Here is a 21,003-nt window from a genome sequence, read left to right on the forward strand (position 1 = left end):
GGGATGTAACTTGGAGTAAATGCAATGAAATTTAATAACTATCTAGCCAGCGTGTCTTTACTTGTTGGCTCTGCCATCTTAACTGCATGCGGAGGCGGCGGTAATCCGCAAACAAATTTTAATTATAATAACAACACTGATACTGAAACAAGCACAGAGGTTAAGTGGGTTGCAGGTGAGTTCACTGATTATGATCAGTTAGCTAAGCAATGTGAGGCAGATGGTACCGGTAGTGCATTAGCGGAAAAGCTGTGGCAACGTTCATACAGTAATGATACCTACTTGTGGTATGACGAAATACCTGATGAAGATCCAGCGCCTTATAGCATACTCGAGTATTTTGATATCTTAAAAACTAGTGCGTTAACCCCATCAGGTAAGCTCAAAGATCAATTTCACTTTACCATGCCAACGGAAGAATGGGAGCAATTAACCTCATCGGGTTCATCTGTTGGCTTTGGCTTTAATATTAAAATTGAACAAGGGAGCAATATTGATCGTACCATTACTGTTACCTTTAATGAGCCTGACTCTCCTGCGTTTGAAGCGAATATTAATCGCGGTGCCAAAATCATTGCCATTGATGGCGTTAATGTCGCTACGGCGAATGATCAAGCCAGCATTAATGTACTGAACAATGGTTTATTTCCAAGTGAAGCAGGACAAGAAACTATTTTTGTTATTCGTGATTTTGCTGCTGAGCAAGATCGTGAAGTGACATTAACGGCGCAAAGCATTACTTCAGATCCTGTGCCTTTGGTTGATACCATTGACTCACCGACCGGGAAAATTGGCTATGTGATCTTTAATGACCATATTGCCACCGCAGAAAAAGGTCTGTATGACGCGTTTAATGAGTTAGAGCCGCAAAATATCGATGAACTGATTGTTGATTTTCGTTACAACGGTGGTGGTTATTTAGCTATTGCTAGTCAATTGGGTTACATGGTGGCAGGCGCACAAACAGAAAACAAAACCTTTGAAACTACTATTTTTAATGATAAATACCCTAATACCAACCCAATTACTGGTCGTGCGTTATCACCTACGCCGTTTTATGATGAAACTCTCGGTATCAATACCTCGGTGATTTCTGCGGGACTAGAATTACCGACACTGAATTTAAATCGGGTCTTTGTGTTAACTTCTGCTAATACTTGCTCGGCAAGTGAAGCCTTTATCAATGGCTTGCGCGGCATTGATGTTGAAGTGATCCAAATTGGTTCAACTACCTGCGGTAAACCATACGGTTTCTATGCGGCAGATAACTGTGAAACGACTTATTTTACCGTACAGTTTAAGGGTGAAAATAGTAAAGGCTTTGGGGATTATGCCGATGGCTTTAGTCCTTCAACTGTTCCTATGCTTGATACCGAAATTCAAGGCTGTGCTGTCGCAGATGATTTATCAAAACCACTTGGTGATGTGAGTGAAGGCATGTTATCAGCGGCGCTTTATTATGCTCAGAATAATGCTTGTCCGGAAACGCCTATACAACAGGGGTTATCTCGCTCTGCTCCTCAGCCGATATTAGGGTCTGAATTTAAAGTACAAGATACTCGCGCCCGCGCTCAGCTATTGTCTAACCGCATTATGACAAAATAATGCTCTAGCCTTATTCTGGCAACCAACCGAATAAAAGATAACAAATGTTACTTTTATTCGGTAAACTGATTCAAAATTTGTATCAGTAAGCGTTGAACACACTGCAAGCTGTTTTCAACGCTATTTGGGTGGTTATATTCACAATGGATATTAGTAAAAGCCAGTTGTCGGTGAGTCATCTTAAAATGATCTGTGAATTGGATCGCTGTGAAACGGTAAAAGAAGCAGCACAAGCCTTGTTTATTTCGCAACCTGCGTTAACTAATCGAATTAGGGAAGCCGAACGCCGTTTGAATACGCCATTATTTTTTCGCCGTGGTCGTAAAATTATTATGTCAAATGCGGGTAAACGTTTGCTGTATTCGGCGAAAAAAATTTTACAAGAATTGTCACGTGCGGAGCATGATATAGCGCGCTTAACTGATGGTATCGAGCAGGTGTTACGGGTGGGATTACCTCATTATGCCTCGTTTCAATGGTTGCCTGCGGTAATGAAGGGGTTTCATCAACGACATCAGCAAATTGAGCTTGAAATCAGTGCACAGATGCAAGAGCAGCCTCTCAATGCCTTGTACAATCATGAAATTGATATTGCCATGGTTTCTACAGCAGAGCCGAGCTTAGTGGTTGATGATAAGCAATTTGGCAGTGTGTGCTTAGTGGAGGACGAGCTAGTGGCTTGTTTGTCTAAGGAGCACCCTAAAGCGCAACAAGCATTTTTGCAAGTGGAAGACTTTGCCGATGAAACCTATGTAACCAACTCAACTGTGCCAGAAAAAGATCGCGAATATGAGCTGTTTTTTAAACCGCGTAATGTTCTGCCTAAGAAAGTACTGCAAGTTGGTTTTAATGATGCCATTATCGAATTAGTTAAAGCCAATATTGGTATTTCAATATTTTCTAAACGGCAAATCGCTCACTTTGTTGATAATCGTCAGCAGCAAGACATTGCAATGTTACCTCTAGATCAACAAGGCTTAACCTTGTATTGGCATTTAATTTATTTAAATCAATCACCTATTGCAGAACCCGCACACTCATTTGCAGAAATAATCCAACAAGAATTAGCTCAGGTGATTCACAAATAATAACGGTTTAATCATTGAATCATCCGGTAATTAATGTTGATATTGCCGAAAAATAAGGCTATTGCAGTTAACCATGCTGATTGAAGTCACTGTGAATAGCAAAGCTAATTACAACGAAAGAGTTTTTATATGTTAAAGCACTTCATCACTGTTTGTTTGATGATCGTCAGTGTCAATGCTGTCGCGCAAGCTGTTCCCTCTAGGCTGTCAATGATGCCTTATCCATTATCTGTACAGTTTCAAACGGGTGATTATTTATTGAAAAATAAAATGGTTATCACGCTTAGTGGTGTAAGTGCTGAGCGTGTCCCTGTGATAAAGCGATCACTCAATAATTTACTCGCGCAGCATAATATTGAGTTGCTGAGTGAGCAAAATGAGCAACCTGATGAACTGGTAACTCAGCTGTTTATTGAGGTTAATCTGGGTCGTATGACCGATTATCAATTGCCCTCATTAGGTGTAGATGAAAGTTATCAATTAAAAGTAAATGAACAAGGAATAGTGATCCATGCTGCTAATGATTTTGGTGCTTTGCACGGTATGGCAACCTTACTGCAATTAATCGCTTTTGCGGCTAACTCCCCAGAAATTCGCTTGCCGTTGGTAACGATAAACGATATGCCTAGGTTTACTTGGCGTGGTCTATTGATTGATAGCGTACGGCATTTTATTCCAATCAGCGCGATTAAACGCCAGCTTGATGGCATGGTGGCAGCCAAGCTTAATGTTTTTCACTGGTATTTAACCGGAGATCAAGGGTGGCGAATTGAGTCGACCCGTTACCCTAAGCTTCATCAGTTAGCTTCTGATGGTTTGTATTACACGCAAGCGCAAATTAAAGAGGTGGTAAGTTATGCTGCTAACCTAGGTATTCGGGTCGTTCCAGAATTTAATCTACCTGGTGGCGTTTCAGCTATCGCGGTAGCCTACCCTGAACTAATGGCAGTAAATAAACCCTATTTCATGGAAAAAAAGTGGGGCGAATTTATGCCGATTCTTGACCCGAGTCAGGCACAAACTTATCAGTTTATCAGTGATATTGTCGCAGAGTTAAGTGCCTTATTTCCCGACCCATACCTTCATTTAGGGGAAGACGATATCAATCTGGCGCAATGGCAAGAACATGAAGCCATTGAGCAATATAAGACCACAAATAATCTAGCGGATGAGCAACAGCTATACGAGCATTTTATCCAGAACGTACAGCAACTATTAGCGGCGCATGATAAAAAAATGCTCCGCAGAGGTGACGGTTATTCTGCATCTTTAACTCAAGCAGGGGAGCAGGTGATCTTATCGGCAGGCTTTAATCTTGCTCAGGCTCAAGCAAGTGCCTACCACTATCAAACTGCGCTGGGAGCAACTCATGCTGAGCAGCCGATTAAATTGAGCAAAGATGATCAAACGGCTGCTTGGCAATTTGACATGACAGCCCAAAACGGCAGCCAAGTTAAGGGTGAATTGGTACTGGTCAAACGAAATGGTTATGTCATTTCTGCTTATGTGAATTTAAGTGAGCAAGGCTTTGAAAAGGTAGCGGTTGATCGTGCATTAGCGTTAACACCTTCACAGGTTAATTTTTCAATGGATACCCTGTTGGGACCAATGCGTGGTGAATTTGTATTGCGTGATGGTCAAGCCTTGAGTGGCAGAATACGGCTAGGAAACACTTATTTCCCCGTAGAGGGAGAGCAACTGCAATCATTTGATATCAGTCAGATGCAACTATTGCCAAATGTTACCAAAGCACAGCAAGGAAAAATTCTCGGTGGCGAAGCACTGTTATGGACAGAATTAGTCAATGAGGACAATATTGATAGGCGCATTTGGCCGAGATTATTTGCGATTGCTGAACGCCTATGGTCCCATCAGTCCGTTACAGATTCACAAAATATGTATCAACGCCTTGGGCAAGTCAGTCAATATGCTGAGCAAATAGGCATTTTATCAAATGTTCAACAACAACAAGGTTTTCAGTCATTAATTGCAAATGGTACTGATATTAACCCTTTGCAGATATTTGCTCAGCAGGTTGAGCCCGCACATTCTATAACGCGTCAAAATATTAAATTTAATCAGGGGTTAGCTCATCAACAGGCACCACTTGATCATTTTGTCGATTTTTTGCCGGCTGAAAGTTTATCGTTGGTCACCTTACATCAACATTTACGCGCCTATCAACAAGGAAACATTAGCGGCTTACAACAGATTGTAAATACCATGAGAGATTGGCATGTGAATTTTCAACCGTTAGTTAAGTTAGTGAAATCTAATCCCAAATTATCGTCAATTGCCAATGTGGTTAATGATGCTCGTGTGATCAATACCGTGGGCCTCACTATTGCACAAAGCTGTTTAGCTGGTGTGAAGATGACGAAAGTGCATACTAAACGGATCAAACACACTTTAGCTGAGTTACAGCAACCAGTGCGTGAGATTGCCCTGAGTTCTGGTTTACTGGTGCAAGCATTATTAGAGGTGTGCCGGCAGTAATATGAGACTGCTTTGATTGCTGAAAACGGACAGGTACTATTGTCATATGGTCAAATATCAACAGTATAAAATCTATTATGTCATTTGCTGTTGCACTTGCTGAAAAAGCCATGATTGGCTATTGGCTAAATCGAGTATTACATCAAAATGGTTGCGTTTAGCTATCTCTTGACATGAAGTGCTGATCGCGTGTGATTGCAATAACTGTTGCATTGCTTGTGTTTGACGCTTGAATTCACTGGTTTCATTTTCACCATAGGCTAAGGTTATCTGGCATTGTTTAACATGCGCAGTGTTTATCTCCATTAACAGGGGGCTATTATTGTCAATGTCTGATTGAGTTAGTTGCAAAGGCTTATTGATGTAGGTTTGCTGAATTGGTGTCAGATCATAGATACCACTAACTGCGCAAATACCGTTAATGATTTGGCTCGGGCAATCAAATAGCTTTGACCAATCTGTTAATGCCATCATCATGGCTAAATGACCGCCAGCAGAGCTGCCCGAAAGATAGATTTCATCTTGGTCATAACCATATTTATCGGCATGTTGAAAAAGCCAAGCTAAGGCTTGTTGACACTCTTTTACTATCTCACTTAATGATGCGTGTGGTGCTAAAGTGTAATCTAAAACGGCAAAGTGATAACCATGACGTTGAAAGTTGTTTGCGGCAAAACATGATTCATTCTTACTGAGTTCTTGCCAATAACCGCCATGAATATATACATGAAGTTTTTTCTGTGGTTTTGTGTTGTCGTCAGGTAAAAATAGATCTAGTACATGACTTGCAGAGTGACCGTAAGCTAAGTCAGTCAGCACCTTTTCGTTTTGCTTGGCATGCTTGAGTGTTTGCTGGCTCATCTGGCAATAAGCCTGAATAAATACCTCAATGTCTTCAACACAGCTACTGGGAGAATATTCGCGCTCTAAATTTTCTAAATCAAAGTCTCGGTACATGATGCGTAGATTATTTTTATATGCTTTAAATATCACTATAAGAAACCATGCGCGAGAAAGTAAGTCCATTTTTTGCCGTTTAACCATTCATATATCTGATATTTTCTACCGTCTGTCGTATTCCATTGTTAATTGCTGTGATTTTTAAGACGATATATTAAATATATGATATATAGTTCAGTTAACAATTTTGTTACAAGTTTACATGTCGAATAGAATAAAGGGTTATTACTGCAATGAAGTTTATGAAGTCCGCACTGAATCAAGCATTAACGATTGCTTTAGCGAGTTCCGCTATTGCCTTAACTGCTTGTGAGAAACAACCAGAATCAGCAGCGCCAGTTGAACAATCACAAGCTGCAAGTGTTACACGCCAAGCAAGTGAGTCTTTGTTTGAAGATTATGCAAAAATGCGTGCTCAGCAAGTCAGCAATGTAAGTTATAATTTGCAAGTAACCATTGATAATAAAGGTGAAACTTTCTCTGGGGTTACTGAGCTTAATTTTGATCTTGCAGAAAATAATCAAAACGACTTAACCATAGATTTCGATGAAGGCACAGTGAACAGTGTTAGTGTTAATGGTAAGCCAGTTAAGTTTGACTATGAAAAGTGGTTTATTACCATTCCTGCCAGTGAATTATCTGCGGGTAAAACACAAGTAACGGTAGATTATCAACGCCCATATTCAACCGATGGTTCAGGTTTACATCGTTTTGTTGATCCAGAAAATGGTGAAGTATATCTATACACAGATTTTGAACCTTATGATGCAAACCGTTTGTTCCCACATTTTGATCAGCCTGACTTAAAAGCAACTTACACCATGCAAGTAACGGCACCTGCTCATTGGCAAGTGATCACTTCGGTACGAGAAACCAGCATAGATGAAAAAGGTGAGACTAAAGTTTGGCATTTCCCTGAATCAGCGAAGTTTTCGTCGTATATATTCTCGTTACACGCGGGGAACTACGCAGTTTGGGAAGATAAATTTGAAGACATTCCATTACGATTATTTGCTCGTCAAAGTTTAGCGAAATACGTGAAAACCGAGGAATGGTTTACACCAACCAAGCAGAGTTTCAAATTTTTCAATGAATACTTTGGGGTTCGTTATCCGTTTGTTAAATATGATCAGGTAGTTGCGCCAGACTTTAATGCCGGTGCGATGGAAAATGTCGCCGCGGTGACGTTCAATGAAAACTATATTGCCCGTGGTGAAAAATCAACACCAGCAAAAATGCAGTTAGCCAATGTAATTGCTCATGAAATGGCGCATATGTGGTTTGGTAACTTAGTAACGATGCGCTGGTGGAATGGCTTGTGGTTAAATGAAAGTTTTGCCACTTATATGGCAAACCTAGAAGTGAATAAAGCCAGTGATTTTGAAAACACCTGGGATGTATTTTATTCTGGCACCAAACAATGGGCGTATCGCAGTGATGATTCTGTTAATACACATGCCATTGAATTACCCGTGGAATCAACAGGTACCGCATTAACAAACTTTGATGGCATTACCTATGGTAAAGGTGCATCAGTATTGAAACAGTTACCGTATTATTTAGGTGAAGAAAACTTCCGTATTGGTGTCAGTAATTACCTGAAAAAATTCTCTTATAAAAACACAGAACTAGATGATTTTATTGGTGAATTAGGTAAAGCGGCAGGCAAAGACATGAGCCAATGGACACAAGATTGGCTGTACAATGCTGGCTTAAATACCATTAAAGTGAACTATCAATGTGATGACGGAAAAATTACTGAGCTAGCCATTAATCAATCAGCGCCAGCTGATTATCCAACGCTACGTGAACAACGTGTACAGGTGGGCTTATACAACTATGCTGATGATGTGATGTCATTAAGCACAGCGATCCCTGTGACATATAAAGGTGAAAAAACACAAGTTGTTGAAGCGGTTGGTCAAACGTGTCCTGATCTTGTTTATCCTAATGAAGCGGATTGGGGTTTTGTTAAAGTGGATTTAGATGACAAGTCGCTTGATTCACTGCAAAAACATATTAATGCGATTGATAACACGACAACTCGCTTGATGTTATGGCAAAGCTTGGCTGATAGCGTACGCGATGCCAACTTAGCGGCAGATAAATTTGTTCATTTTGCTATCGATAACATTGCCGCAGAGAAAGACTATAACGTGGTTCGTAAAATTGCCAGCAGCCTGTCTACGGCGTTACGCTATTTAGCAACGGCAACACGTTTGGAGCAGAAAGATTATTCTGAGCTATACCGTGAAGTTGAAGATTTATATTTGAACTTGTTAGCGCAATCTGAAGCGGGTTCAGATTTCCAAAAGCTTTGGTATGGAAGTTATGTTTCATTAGCTAAGTCTGAAAAGCATTTGCAAAACTTACAAAATATTTTACATGGCGAGCAATCATTCGATGGCTTAACCATTGACCAAGATAAGCGTTGGGGCATTGTAGGCCAATTAAATCGCTATCAATTTGGTGATTATGCTGCGATGTTAGCTGCGGAAAAAGCGAAAGATAACTCAGATACCGGTGTTAAAAATGCCATTTATGCAGAAGTTGTTCGCCCAGATGAAAAAGTGAAGGCAAAATGGTTTGATATTCTTGTCAATAATCCTGATGAGCTTAAATTATCAACGCTTCGCTACATCATGTGGGGATTATTTCCAGCTGAGCAGCAGCAACTAGAAGCACCTTATAAAGAGAAAATTTTAGCGCAAATTCCTAAACTGAATGAAGGTAGCGACTTAGGGTTGTTAGGTGCATTTGCTGGCAGCATGATCCCAAGTCAATGTACTGCTGAAAGTGAAGCTGAATTAGCTAAGTTAGTTGAGTCTTATAGCTCAATGAAACCTCAAGTAGTTAAAACAGTGAAAGCACGTCATCAAAATGTTGGCCGTTGTGTTAAGGCGTTAGCTTTGTTGAAGTAAACGTGTTAGCACCATTAACTGGTTGCAAATAGCATGGCGTAAAGGGCTTCATTTGAAGCCCTTTTTGTTTTTGCCATATTTTTATTGGCTAAATCTTAATGTTTTGTTTTACTATCAGTTTGATAGAGCAGTTTGATAGAGCAGTTTGATAGAGTAGGTTAAGGAGACGTTGTGAGTATTAAACTTGATTATGTTGAGTTTCCAGCAATTGATTTAGATGCAACGAAGCAATTTTTTAGCTCAGTGTTTGGCTGGGATTTTCAGGATTTTGGCCCCGAATATTCCTCCTTTACTAACCAAGGGCTAAACGGTGGGTTTTTCCAGTCAGATCTTACGGGCACTACTGCGACAGGCTCAGCTTTGTTAGTGTTTTATTATGCCGATTTAGAAGATTTGCAAGCCAAAGTGGTTCAGGCAGGTGGGCAAATATCGAAAGACATTTTTTCTTTTCCTGGTGGGCGCCGTTTTCATTTTATCGAACCTAGTGGCAATGAGTTTGCGGTCTGGACCGATAAATAACCGAAAAGTGTTTGGCTTATTTTGTCATTCATTGCTAGCGGATGTCACACCGCTAGCGGAGTCAAAAAGGCTGGAATTATTTTGTCTTTGAACGATCAGCACGCCCTAGTCTTTGTTAATTAGCGCGAGAATTTCAGCTTGATATTTTTGCTTTTTCTTTTCAGTAAAACCAACGTGACTACTGACAATCTCCCCTCGTTTATTGATGATAAAACTACTCGGCATGCCTTTTAATTTAAATGCTTTGGCAACCTGACCTTTAGGATCATAAAAAATAGGAAATTGCGCAGGGACTTCCTTTAAGAACTTTTCGGCTAAGTCTGGTTGAGCATCTAAATTCACACTTAACACGGTGAAGTTATTATTACTATGCTCGGTTTGCATTTTATTCATCCAAGGGAAGGATTTTCTACATGGCACACACCACGATGCCCAAAAATCAACATAGATAACTTTGCCTTTATGATCGGCAACTAATTGTTCAAACTCAGTCAGTTTATCGTTGGATAAACTACCGAAGGAGGCAGAAAGTAACATCACTATGCTGGCTATGAGTGGTAATCGTTTCACGTAATTTCCTTGCATTTTAATTAAAGTAATGGCGTATTAATCACTTTGTTTGTTCACGATAGCATAATGTAGAAATATTAAAACAACCTTAACAAAGGGATTGTTAAGCTAATTTTCGAATCATTTTTACTAGATTGATGACATGCTTTTATTTCTATGTAACAAGTTATGAATGGTTTGTTGTTAATCGCAAAAAATTACGTTTAAATCGAATGTAAGAGGACGTTGGATGAAATTTAATCTATGCTTCGAAGAGTTAATTATGATGATAACGAGTAGGTACTATGGATAAATCAATAACAATAAATGGTAAAAAATATGCGATCGATGTCGACAAGGATATGCCGTTATTGTGGTTCTTGCGTGATAGGTTAGAAAAAACGGGTACCAAGTTTGGCTGTGGCGCTGGATTATGCGGTGCTTGTACGGTTCATGTTGACGGGGTTGCTACGCGTTCATGTGTTACCCCTGTTGGTGTGTTAGCGGGTAAGTCAATAACAACCATTGAAGGACTCTCTGAAGATGGTAGTCATCCATTACAAAAAGCCTGGCTTGAGAATAATGTCCCTCAATGCGGTTATTGTCAGGCAGGACAAATTATGAATGCGGCTGGCTTTTTAGCTCAAAACCCAACACCGAGTGCTGATGAAATAGATAATGCTATGCAGGGCAATATTTGCCGATGTGGCACCTATCAACGCATTAAAAAAGCAATCGCGCAAGCTGCCGATGAATTAGCAAGGGAGGTGTCATAATGTTAGTTGAAAACATTAGTCGTAGAGATTTTATTAAAACCTCAGGGCTTGCTGCTGGCGGTTTAGTGATTGGTGTCTCAACTCCTATGGGGGCAATGGCATTTGAACGTGAAAATGATGCCGAATTTAATCCTAATGCTTTTATTCATTTGCAAGACAATGGTGATTTAATTCTTTATTGCGGTCGCTGTGAAATGGGGCAAGGGATCAGTACCGCATTACCTTCGGCAGTCGCCGATGAGATGGAAGCCGATTGGTCTCGGGTGACAGTTAAGCAAGGGGATGCGGACGCCAAGTATGGCCCTCAGGCAACGGGAGGTTCAGCCAGTATTGTTCGAATGTTTCAACCGATGCGAGAAGCCGGAGCTGCTGCAAAAATAATGCTGGTTGCCGCCGCGGCGAAAGCTTGGAAAGTGCCTGCCGAACAATGTGTTGCTAAAAAACATTTTGTTTATCATAACGATTCAGGTAAAAAGCTGTCTTATGGGCAGTTAGCCAGTTTAGCGGCGCTGCAAGCAGTGCCTGAAAAGCCACCACTCAAAGAAAAATCTGAGTATAACTATATTGGTAAGGCGCTACCTCGCCATGATCAAGGGCAAGTGGTGGTTGGTGAGCGTATTTATGGCGTGGATACTAAACTGCCAGGGCTAAAATATGCTGCTATCACCCACTGTCCGGTATTGGGGGGCAAGTTAAAGTCGGTTGATAAAACAGGTGCTTTAGCGGTGAAAGGTGTGCTTGATGTGGTCGAAATTCCACGTTTCGAAGTGCCCTATGGTTCAATTGGTGGTGTGGCAGTGGTCGCTGATAATAACTGGACCGCGCAACAAGCCTTGAAAAAACTTAACATCGAATGGGACCTTGGTGAAAATGCTAATTACGATACGGTTAAATATAAACAGCAATTAGTGAAAAATGTTGAAAATCCTGCTCAACTGGCAACCGAGCGTGGAGATTTAGCCAAGGCGTTTGCTAATGCTGAAAAAGTGTTTAAAGCAACTTACACTGGCGGGCATTTATCTCACTCGCCGATGGAGCCCAATGCCAGTGTGGTTTTTGTTGAAAAAGACAAATGCGAAGTGTGGGCTGCTACCCAAGCGCCAGTGGCGATTCAGGAAGTCTTAGGGCAATATTTATCACGAGACCCTAAAGATATTATTGTTCACGTGACTATGGCAGGCGGAGCATTTGGTCGTAAATTCAAATGTGATTATGTGCAAGAAGCCGCGGCAATTTCACAAAAATTAGGTGTGCCGATCCAATTAACCTGGTCACGTGAAGAGGATATGCGCACTGGTTTTTATCATTCGATTAATGCACAACATATCGAAGCTTCATTAGATGCCGAGGGTAATGTGACAGGTTGGTTGCATCGTGTGGCATTTCCACCGATTGCTTCATTGTTTGATCCATCGGTAGTTAAACCCAGAAAAGGAGATTTACAGGCGGTTGATGATTATCCTTTTGGTTTACCTAATTTTCGCAGTGAGATAGGTGATGCAAAAGCGCATACACGTATTGGTTGGTATCGTGCGGTTTATGCAATTTTTTATGGCTTTTCATTCAGTACCTTTGCTGACGAGCTGGCGCATCAAGCAGGCAAAGATCCTTTCACGTTTTTAACTCAGTTGTACGATGCGAATACTATTAAAGAGCAACAGGAGCAAGCTGCTCGCTCAAAACATGCGTTGAAAGTTGCAGCCGAGCAGTCTGGTTGGTTTGAGCGTGATAACTTACCCAAAGGGCAAGGCATTGGCTTAGCAGTCCATTATAGCTTTAGAAGTTATGTTGCTATGGCGGTGAGAGTTGAAAGTGATGGTGACAACATTAAAGTGTTGCAAGTGGATGCTGTTATAGATTGTGGTCAGGTATTAAATCGTGATGGCGCAACAGCACAAATGGAAGGTGCGGTTGTTATGGGGATGTCGTTAGCACTTAGCACCGAAATTACCTTTAGAGATGGTGCGGTAGTTAATGGCAACTTTCATAATTACCCTGTGATGCGCATTAGTGATATGCCACAGGTGAATGTGCATATTATTGAATCTGAACATAGTCCAACTGGCTTAGGGGAACCAGGCGTTGCGCCATTTGCTCCTGCATTAAGTAACGCGGTATTTGCGGCATCGGGCAAGCGCTATCGAGACTTGCCTTTTAAACCTATGTCAGTTTAATCACTCGCCTTTGCGTAACAAAGCAACTTCATAGCAAGTTGCTTTTTTTTATGGTTCATATTCTGATTAAATTCATCTATTATAGTTTTCGTAGTTAAATAGATGTCAGCCAAGGGAATTTTTATGTGGGGCAAGTTGATTGTTTGCTGTTTGTTATGTGTTGGCATGCCACTAAAGGCAGAAGAAATTGCGCCCGAACATCAGCAATGGTTAAAAGATAAATTCAGTCAACAACATGAAAAATTGATCCCAGTGGTGGCGGTTGCTGACATGTTTTTTGCCTGTAATCAAGCACGTAAATTTGATAAAGAAAACTACACCGTTAGGGCTTTAGTGACAGAAATGGATCGAAATGAGTTAGCATTAAAGTTGAGTGATTGTTTAAAAGGTGAATCGCCTAAGTCAGACACGGCACTAAATTTTGGTTTAATCGGTTGTTTTCATGAACAACTGCAGGGATTACCTCAAGAAGAATTCGAGCTGAAACAAAAGTTGGTGCGTCAAGCCATCGCAAAATTATCAAAAGTGGAACGACAAAAAAGTTTTACTCAGTGTGTGACCGATCAGGCGATTGCTTATTTGAAGTAAGCTGAGTATGACGTCCCGCTTCGTTAAACGAACTGGGGAGAATATCAACACCGACCCATTTGCCTAATTTGATCGCCAAAGGAATGGTGAGCGGGGCAAAAGGTAACACCGCAAAGACGCCAATACCTAACCCTTTAAGCACATCAAAAAATTGCTGATTGGCGAGTTTCATTTCTTCCGGTGTTGCTTGTCGGATGGTATAACGCCGGTAGATGCTTAACATCTCTTTGGTTTCAGCTTTTTCTTGGCTCAGAGCAATTTTTACCCGTATTAATTGACGCTTAACCTTGATCGTACGTCGCCGGCGACTAATTGAAAGCACGCGTCTGGGGGCTTTAAATACATAGATCCAAATCTTCATGTATTTATTCTACCTTATATTTCGTATTTTTTTCATGGGAATTTGCTCTTAGGCACAAAATGTAACGTTTCATAAATATTATGGGCAGGATCCGTAAGGATTATTTATAATTCTAGAAGTTATATGGGTAAATAGTTAATATCTTGTAACAAAAGACGAACAAATGACACAGACTAATTTTGTTAAAGCAGCTATGAATGCTTTATAGTAGCGACAACAACAATATTAATAAAGGTGATATATGGGACACGAAACACCTAAGATCTTAGTGGTTGATGATGATATGCGTCTTCGAGCCTTGCTTGAACGCTATTTAGTAGAACAGAGTTTTGTTGTACGTAGTGCATCGAATGCCGAGCAAATGGATCGCTTACTTGAGCGGGAAAACTTTCATTTATTAGTGCTTGATTTAATGTTGCCTGGAGAAGATGGTTTATCCATTTGTCGCCGATTGCGCCAAGCATCGAATGACATTCCTATTGTGATGTTAACGGCAAAAGGTGATGAAGTTGATCGTATAATTGGCTTAGAACTAGGTGCCGATGATTATATGCCAAAACCTTTTAATCCACGTGAATTACTTGCGCGTATTAAAGCAGTGTTGAGACGTAAAGTGCAGGAAGCGCCGGGTGCACCATCGCAAGAAGAAAATATTATCGAATTCGGTGATTATACGCTTAACCTTGCAACGCGGGAAATGTCAAAAGGTGATGTTAATATGCCGCTAACCAGTGGCGAATTTGCGGTGTTAAAGGCGTTGATCACTCACCCAAGAGAGCCGTTATCGAGAGACAAATTAATGAATTTAGCACGAGGCCGTGATTATTCTGCATTAGAGCGTAGTATTGATGTTCAGGTGTCTCGCTTACGTCGCATGTTGGAAGAAGATCCGGCAAAACCACGTTATATACAAACGGTATGGGGTTTAGGTTACGTATTTGTGCCAGAAGGTAAAGCTGTCGCATAGACTATAGAGTTTAAATGAAAATATTGCCACGTAGTGCTTTTGGCCAAACAATATTACTGATAGGTGTATTGTTACTCATTAACCAAGCGGTGTCTTTGGTTTCTATCATGATTTATATTGTGCAACCGAATTCGCATCAGGTTGATCAATTGTTGGCTAAACAAGTGCGGGTGGTATTTATTGATGTTAAAGAGCCTGTATTAAGCCCTGCCATGGCGGTTGCATTTCAGCGTGAAACGGGGATCGGTGTATATACCGAGGAAGATGCGTTAACGCTTGGTTTGCAAAATGCCTTGTATTATGAGTTTCGTTCTCAGGAAATGTCTGAGCTACTCGGTGGTCCAGCCGAAGTGCGAATTTCTCAAGGGGATGAATATCTTTTTTGGATCCGCCCTCCTCAAGCGCCTAATTATTGGGTGAAAATTCCGTTAAGTGGTCTAGAAGAAGCCAATTATACGCCATTAATTATTGTGTTATTTATTCTTGGCGCACTTAGTGTGATTGGCGGATGGCTATTTGTTCGTCAGTTAAACCGCCCATTAAGAGCGTTACAGTCTGCAGCTCATGATGTTGGTCGCGGAGATTTTCCTCCACCTTTGATTGAGCGAGGCACCACAGAAGTTGTATCGGTGACTCAGGCTTTTAATCATATGTCTAAGGGCATTAAACAGTTAGAAGATGATCGCAACCTGTTAATGGCGGGTATCTCTCATGATTTAAGAACACCATTGACGCGTATTCGTTTAGCGACTGAAATGATGTCGAAGGAAGACGAGTTTTTAAAAGAAGGGATCGAGGCTGATATCGATGATATGAATACCATCATTGATCAATTTATCGATTACATTCGCTATGATGCAAAAGATATTGCTGAAATAGATGATTTAAATATTTTATTACAAGAAGCTGTGCAAGCAGAGCAGGTGACGGGGCGTAATATTACCTTTGAGGCGGGAGACATCCCTAAAATTCCATTACGTTATGTGGCGATAAAGCGGGTGGTTGCCAACTTGATCCAAAATGCGATTCGCTATAGTGATGCTGATATTTTAGTGGCTTCAGGTAAAGAAAAATCAGGACGTTTTGTTTATTTTACGGTTTGTGATTCAGGCCCAGGTATTCCTGATGCCGATATTGAACGATTATTTCAGCCCTTTACTCAAGGTGATAAAGCGAGAGGCACTGAAGGTAGTGGCTTAGGATTAGCAATAATTAAGCGTATTGTTGATACCCATGGTGGCCGTATTCTCCTTAGCAACCGTGATGTTGGCGGCTTGTCAGCCAAAGTGATATTACCTGTCAGTTTAAAATAACTTGCTAAGTCATACGACAATATAAAGGATAATAAAAAGCCGAACATTAAAAATGTTCGGCTTTTTTAATCTAAATTACAGGCGTTACTATTAAAGTAATGGTCCTGCTTTGACTAATGCTTTACCGTTGTCAGTATCGGTAAACTTATCAAAGTTAGTGATAAATTTATTGGCTAAGTCTTTCGCTTTTGCCTGCCAGTCACTTGCATCAGCATAGGTATCACGTGGATCTAAAATACCCTCTTCAACCCCGTCAATGTGTGTAGGAACCGTTAAATTAAATAGCGGTAACACTTCTGTGTCGGCAGAATCGATAGAGCCATCAAGGATCGCATCGATAATGGCGCGTGTGGCTTTAATAGAAATACGCTTGCCTGTACCATTCCAACCTGTATTAACAAGATATGCTTCAGCACCAACGGCTTGCATGCGATTGCGTAAAACTTCGGCATATTGTGTTGGGTGTAAGCTCAAGAATGCCGCACCAAAACAGCTAGAGAAAGTCGGTGTAGGCTCGGTGATACCGCGCTCTGTACCAGCCAATTTAGCGGTAAAACCTGATAAGAAGTAATATTCTGTTTGCTCAGGCGTTAACTTAGCCACAGGTGGTAAAACACCAAAAGCATCTGCGGTTAAGAAAATCACTTTTTTGGCGTGACCCGCGCGAGACACTGGTTTGACAATGTTATCTATATGGTGAATTGGATAAGAAACACGGGTGTTTTCTGTTTTTGAATTATCATCAAAATCAATGGTACCATCTGCTGCTACCGTAACATTTTCAAGTAAGGCATCGCGACGGATAGCATTATAGATATCTGGTTCATTCTCTTTGCTTAAGTTAATAGTTTTGGCATAACAACCACCTTCAAAATTGAACACACCGTTATCGTCCCAGCCATGTTCATCGTCACCAATCAATTCACGTTTTGGATCCGTTGACAGGGTTGTTTTACCTGTACCAGATAGACCGAAGAAAATAGCCACATCGCCGTCTTTTCCGACATTTGCACTACAGTGCATTGAAGCAATGCCTTTTAATGGTAATAGGTAGTTCATCATTGAGAACATACCTTTTTTCATTTCACCGCCGTACCAAGTACCACCGATTAATTGCATTCTTTCAGTTAAGTTAAAGGCAACAAAATTTTCAGAGTTTAACCCTTGTTCTTGCCAGTTAGGGTTGGTCGTTTTTGCACCGTTCATTACTACAAAATCAGGCTCATAATCGGCTAATTCAGCTTCTGTTGGGCGGATAAACATGTTCTTCACAAAATGTGCTTGCCATGCAACTTCAGTAATAAAGCGTACTTTTAGGCGAGTGTCTTCATTCGCACCACAAAAAGTGTCAACAACAAATAAACGTTGACCAGATAATTGCTCGGTGACCAAACCTTTTAAGTGATCCCACGTCTCTGGTGTCATGGGCTTGTTATCATTTTTACCTTGATCTGACCACCATACGGTATCGCGAGTGACATCGTCACGTACAATGTATTTATCTTTTGGTGAACGGCCCGTAAATATGCCAGTATCAACCGATACTGCACCGAGTTCTGTTTCTATACCTTTGTCAAAACCTGTGAGCTCAGACTTAGTTTCCTCTGCAAACAACACATCATAAGAAGGGTTGTAAACTACTTCTGTAGTGTTATTGATGCCGTATTGAGATAAGTCGATGTTTTGTTGCAAAACTGTCATAGCGGGTAAGCTCCTAATATATGACGTTAGTATAAAAAGGTATTCGGTGTAAATTAGGGCGCAATTCTAGGTGATCTTGGAACAAAACGAAAGAAAAAATTGTTTCGTTCTGAAAGTTTTCATTATAAGTTACATTTATAGTGGTGATAAAATCATCGGATTTACGGCAAGCCAGATTTTATCTGACTTGCTTTGGTAACTGGAATAGCGGCTAATTGAGGAAATAAAACAACATTTAGCCGTTTTTTTGCTGTGATTTATGGTTTATTTGTAATATTAGATTCGAAACGAAAGAAACTTTCTACATTGTCGATATTAGAAAATTTCTTCCTCAGTACTGTTGTTATTATCAAATATTTCTAAGCTATTATCTTGGCTAACATATTCTGTTGGCGCTGTGCCAAGTCTGAAATACTCAAAGATACTGCTTTTGTCAGTTCGTTTGGTTAACTTGCCTGTTTTTTTATCAATTCTGACGGAAACAATGTCATTTGGTTGTACAAATGGCTCAACTGGCAGATCTTCTAAAGCAACTTTCATAAATGAAATCCAAGCCGGCTGCGCAGACTTTGCGCCAAATTCTTTTCCGGTAATTTGATTACTCGTTAAGTTACTGTTGTAAAGTGTTTTACCCAAATTACGTGATGGATCGTCAAAACCGATCCATGCGGTAGTAACAAGCCGGCGGCTAAAGCCAGAAAACCAAGCATCTTTGGCTTCATTGGTGGTTCCTGTTTTACCTGCTATATCTCGCCTGTTAAGTTTTCGAGCCCTAAAGCCTGTACCTTGCCAACCAGGTTTTGCTGACCAATCTGCGCCCCAGATGGCTTCATTAAGTGCCTGTGTGATCAAAAAGGCATTTTGCGCACTAATAACCCTTGGAGCGTAGTTGTTAGAGGTTTTTTCTTGCAATGCTTGTGCGCTATTCGAGTCATCACTCTTTGTTGTGTTTAATTCTTCCGAAAAAAGTGATGAACTTTCATCTTGTGATTCAGTTTGTAAACAAGCGTCACAGGCAATGGCAGGATCTGCTTGATAGACCACATTTCCAAATGAATCTTCAATACGTTCGATTATATAAGGTTTAATTAAGAAGCCGCCATTAGCGAAAGTAGCAAACCCAGTAGCAATTTCTAATGGGGTTAATGACGCAGAACCGAGGGCAAGCGATTCATTATTGGGTAACTCATTTGGATTGAAACCGAAGGCGGCAAGGTGCGGTATCAGCCTTGATAGCCCTACTTCTCTTAATAATCGCACGGCGACAACGTTTTTAGATTGCGCCAATGCGCGTTTGACGCGAATCTCACCATTATATACTTCTGGCGAGTTTTTCGGACGCCAAACAAAGCCGGACTTTTTATCCCATTGGTTGATTGGTACATCATTGACGAGTGAGGCTAAAGTAAAGCCATTATCAAGTGCAGCAGAATAAACAAAAGGTTTGATATTAGAACCCACTTGTCGTTTAGCCTGAGTAACACGGTTAAACTGTGACTGGGCAAAGCTAAAGCCGCCAACTACCGCTTGTATGGCACCGTTGTCTGGAGATAATGCAACTAGTGCCGAACTTGCTGAAGGTAACTGACTGAGTTTATAAAGCCCATTTTGATAGGTAACGTAAATAACATCACCGTAATTAAGAATTTCACTGGCAAACTGTGGGGGAGGTCCTTGTTTATCATCGTTAATAAACTCACGCGCCCATGCTAGGTTTAGCCAAGGTATAGTGGCTACTTGATTATCTCTGAGTGTGATCTCGACACTCTTTTCATGCACATTTGTTACAATGGCGGCAAGCAATGGTTTGTACTCAACCGTGTTGTTCAGTGCTTGGCTGATCTCTTCTGTGGTTAACGGTGCTATTTGATCGCTGCTAGATTCATCATTGCTTGGTGCTTGTGGGCGTAAAGAACTAACTACCCCACGATAACCGTGACGTTCACTGTAATTGAGTAAATTTTGAATCAGTGCATGTTGAGCGGCATTTTGTAGCTTTGCGGTGACGGTAGTGTATACCTTGTAACCTCCAGTATACGCTTGCTCTTTACCATAGCGTTCTATCATTTCTTGATGCGCCATTTCCGCGGCATAGGGGGCATCTAATTCAATTTCAGAGCCATGCTTTTGTGCGGTGATCGGTGCATTGACCGCTTGGTTATATTGCTGTGGAGTAATATAACCTGTCACTAACATTCGATGGAGTACAACGGCTCTACGCGCAATGGCACGTTCAGGTCTGCTAATGGGGTTCATGGTAGAAGGTGCTTTTGGCAAACCTGCTAATACTGCAATTTGTGCTAGGTTCAATTCTTTAACGTCTTTGTTGTAATACACTTGGGCGGCAGCACCAAAACCGAAAGCGCGGTGACCTAAGGGAATTTTATTCATGTATAACGCAAGAATTTCATCTTTGGTTAATAATTGCTCAATATGAAAGGCGGTAAAAATTTCGCGTAATTTACGGATATAAGTTTGTTCGCGAGTTAAAAAGAAATTTCGGGCGACTTGCATGGTAATGGTACTCGCCCCCCCTTTGTTTTGTCCCATTATTTGCCCCATAATGGCGCGTAACATGCCGATAGGGTCAACACCAAAATGGAGATAAAAACGATCATCTTCGGTGGCAAGAATGGCATCAATGAGCTGTTGAGGCATTTCATCTAAGGTGAGCGGGATGCGTTTTTTCTCACCAAATTGATTCATTAAGTGGCCATCAGCGCTGTAAATTTGCATGGGTGTTTGCCATTTTACGTTTTTTAACGATTCAACACTGGGCAAGTCACTGCGCATGGAGATGTATAGACCAATAAGGATTACAATGCCGAAAAATCCGGCAAAAATGGCCACTTTTAGTATTTTTTTCAACGAAAACAAATTAAATTCTCAATAAATTTAGAAAAATTGCTCAATACTACTAGTATATCTTGTAAAAGCATGTAATAAATGTATTTATAAGGAAATTATATCTATATTATTATAATA

The 21,003-nt window shown here is 40.8% G+C and carries 15 protein-coding genes; 10 read left to right on the forward strand and 5 right to left on the reverse strand.

Annotated features, from left to right (window positions below):
* Window positions 1–24 precede the first annotated feature (24 nt).
* The 3 genes from IV514_RS15655 to IV514_RS15665 all read left to right on the forward strand — a co-directional run bounded on the left by IV514_RS15655 (window position 25) and on the right by IV514_RS15665 (window position 5,189).
* The gene (locus IV514_RS15655; protein ID WP_206486243.1) at window positions 25–1,605 is read left to right on the forward strand and encodes a S41 family peptidase; all 1,581 of its coding nucleotides are present in this window, start codon (window positions 25–27) and stop codon (window positions 1,603–1,605) included.
* 143 nt (window positions 1,606–1,748) lie between these two features.
* On the forward strand, window positions 1,749–2,693 hold the full coding sequence (locus tag IV514_RS15660; protein WP_206486244.1) for a LysR family transcriptional regulator: 945 nt from the start codon (window positions 1,749–1,751) through the stop codon (window positions 2,691–2,693).
* A gap of 129 nt (window positions 2,694–2,822) precedes the next feature.
* The gene (locus IV514_RS15665; RefSeq protein WP_206486245.1) at window positions 2,823–5,189 is read left to right on the forward strand and encodes a family 20 glycosylhydrolase; all 2,367 of its coding nucleotides are present in this window, start codon (window positions 2,823–2,825) and stop codon (window positions 5,187–5,189) included.
* Window positions 5,190–5,264: 75 nt separating this feature from the next.
* Here IV514_RS15665 and IV514_RS15670 read toward each other — a convergent pair whose 3' ends face one another.
* Window positions 5,265–6,233, reverse strand: coding sequence for an alpha/beta hydrolase (locus IV514_RS15670; RefSeq protein ID WP_206486246.1), 969 nt, complete (start codon window positions 6,231–6,233; stop codon window positions 5,265–5,267).
* Between the two features lie 149 nt (window positions 6,234–6,382).
* On the opposite strand from IV514_RS15670, the gene pepN reads away from it, so the two are divergent.
* Together pepN and IV514_RS15680 are read left to right on the forward strand one after the other, a co-directional pair.
* Complete coding sequence (gene pepN, locus IV514_RS15675) at window positions 6,383–9,070, forward strand: aminopeptidase N (protein WP_206486247.1); 2,688 nt, start codon at window positions 6,383–6,385, stop codon at window positions 9,068–9,070.
* Window positions 9,071–9,241: 171 nt separating this feature from the next.
* Window positions 9,242–9,589, forward strand: coding sequence for a VOC family protein (locus IV514_RS15680; protein ID WP_206486248.1), 348 nt, complete (start codon window positions 9,242–9,244; stop codon window positions 9,587–9,589).
* Between the two features lie 105 nt (window positions 9,590–9,694).
* Here the strand turns inward: IV514_RS15680 and IV514_RS15685 are convergent, their stop codons facing one another.
* Window positions 9,695–10,159: a TlpA disulfide reductase family protein gene (locus IV514_RS15685; RefSeq protein WP_346776937.1), complete on the reverse strand. Its 465-nt coding sequence runs from the start codon at window positions 10,157–10,159 to the stop codon at window positions 9,695–9,697.
* A gap of 284 nt (window positions 10,160–10,443) precedes the next feature.
* On the opposite strand from IV514_RS15685, the gene IV514_RS15690 reads away from it, so the two are divergent.
* From IV514_RS15690 to IV514_RS15700, 3 genes are all read left to right on the forward strand, one after another.
* A complete protein-coding gene (locus IV514_RS15690) occupies window positions 10,444–10,914 on the forward strand; it encodes a (2Fe-2S)-binding protein (RefSeq protein WP_206486250.1) in 471 nt (156 codons plus the stop codon).
* Window positions 10,914–13,088, forward strand: a complete 2,175-nt coding sequence (locus IV514_RS15695; RefSeq protein ID WP_206486251.1) for a molybdopterin cofactor-binding domain-containing protein — start codon at window positions 10,914–10,916, stop codon at window positions 13,086–13,088. The genes IV514_RS15690 and IV514_RS15695 overlap by 1 nt, the downstream gene beginning before the upstream one ends.
* Before the next feature lie 123 nt (window positions 13,089–13,211).
* Window positions 13,212–13,676 (forward strand): hypothetical protein, encoded by a 465-nt coding sequence (locus tag IV514_RS15700; RefSeq protein WP_241242411.1) that lies wholly within the window; start codon window positions 13,212–13,214, stop codon window positions 13,674–13,676.
* Here IV514_RS15700 and IV514_RS15705 read toward each other — a convergent pair.
* Window positions 13,633–14,037 carry a hypothetical protein gene (locus IV514_RS15705; protein WP_206486252.1) on the reverse strand — a complete coding sequence of 135 codons (405 nt, stop codon included), beginning with the start codon at window positions 14,035–14,037 and terminating at the stop codon, window positions 13,633–13,635. The two genes, IV514_RS15700 and IV514_RS15705, sit on opposite strands and share 44 nt — an antisense overlap.
* A 241-nt stretch (window positions 14,038–14,278) precedes the next feature.
* Here IV514_RS15705 and ompR point away from each other — a divergent pair, with 241 nt between their 5' ends.
* Both ompR and envZ read left to right on the forward strand, forming a co-directional pair.
* Window positions 14,279–15,004, forward strand: coding sequence for a two-component system response regulator OmpR (gene ompR / locus IV514_RS15710; RefSeq protein ID WP_206486253.1), 726 nt, complete (start codon window positions 14,279–14,281; stop codon window positions 15,002–15,004).
* Between the two features lie 14 nt (window positions 15,005–15,018).
* On the forward strand, window positions 15,019–16,317 hold the full coding sequence (gene envZ, locus IV514_RS15715) for a two-component system sensor histidine kinase EnvZ (protein WP_206486254.1): 1,299 nt from the start codon (window positions 15,019–15,021) through the stop codon (window positions 16,315–16,317).
* A gap of 90 nt (window positions 16,318–16,407) precedes the next feature.
* Here envZ and pckA read toward each other — a convergent pair whose 3' ends face one another.
* On the reverse strand, window positions 16,408–18,018 hold the full coding sequence (gene pckA / locus IV514_RS15720; protein WP_206486255.1) for a phosphoenolpyruvate carboxykinase (ATP): 1,611 nt from the start codon (window positions 18,016–18,018) through the stop codon (window positions 16,408–16,410).
* A gap of 315 nt (window positions 18,019–18,333) precedes the next feature.
* A complete protein-coding gene (locus tag IV514_RS15725; protein WP_206486256.1) occupies window positions 18,334–20,811 on the reverse strand; it encodes a penicillin-binding protein 1A in 2,478 nt (825 codons plus the stop codon).
* Window positions 20,812–21,003: the final 192 nt, after the last annotated feature.

The sequence above is a fragment of the Thalassotalea sp. G2M2-11 genome (assembly GCF_017168195.1).
Taxonomy (GTDB): domain Bacteria; phylum Pseudomonadota; class Gammaproteobacteria; order Enterobacterales; family Alteromonadaceae; genus Thalassotalea_E.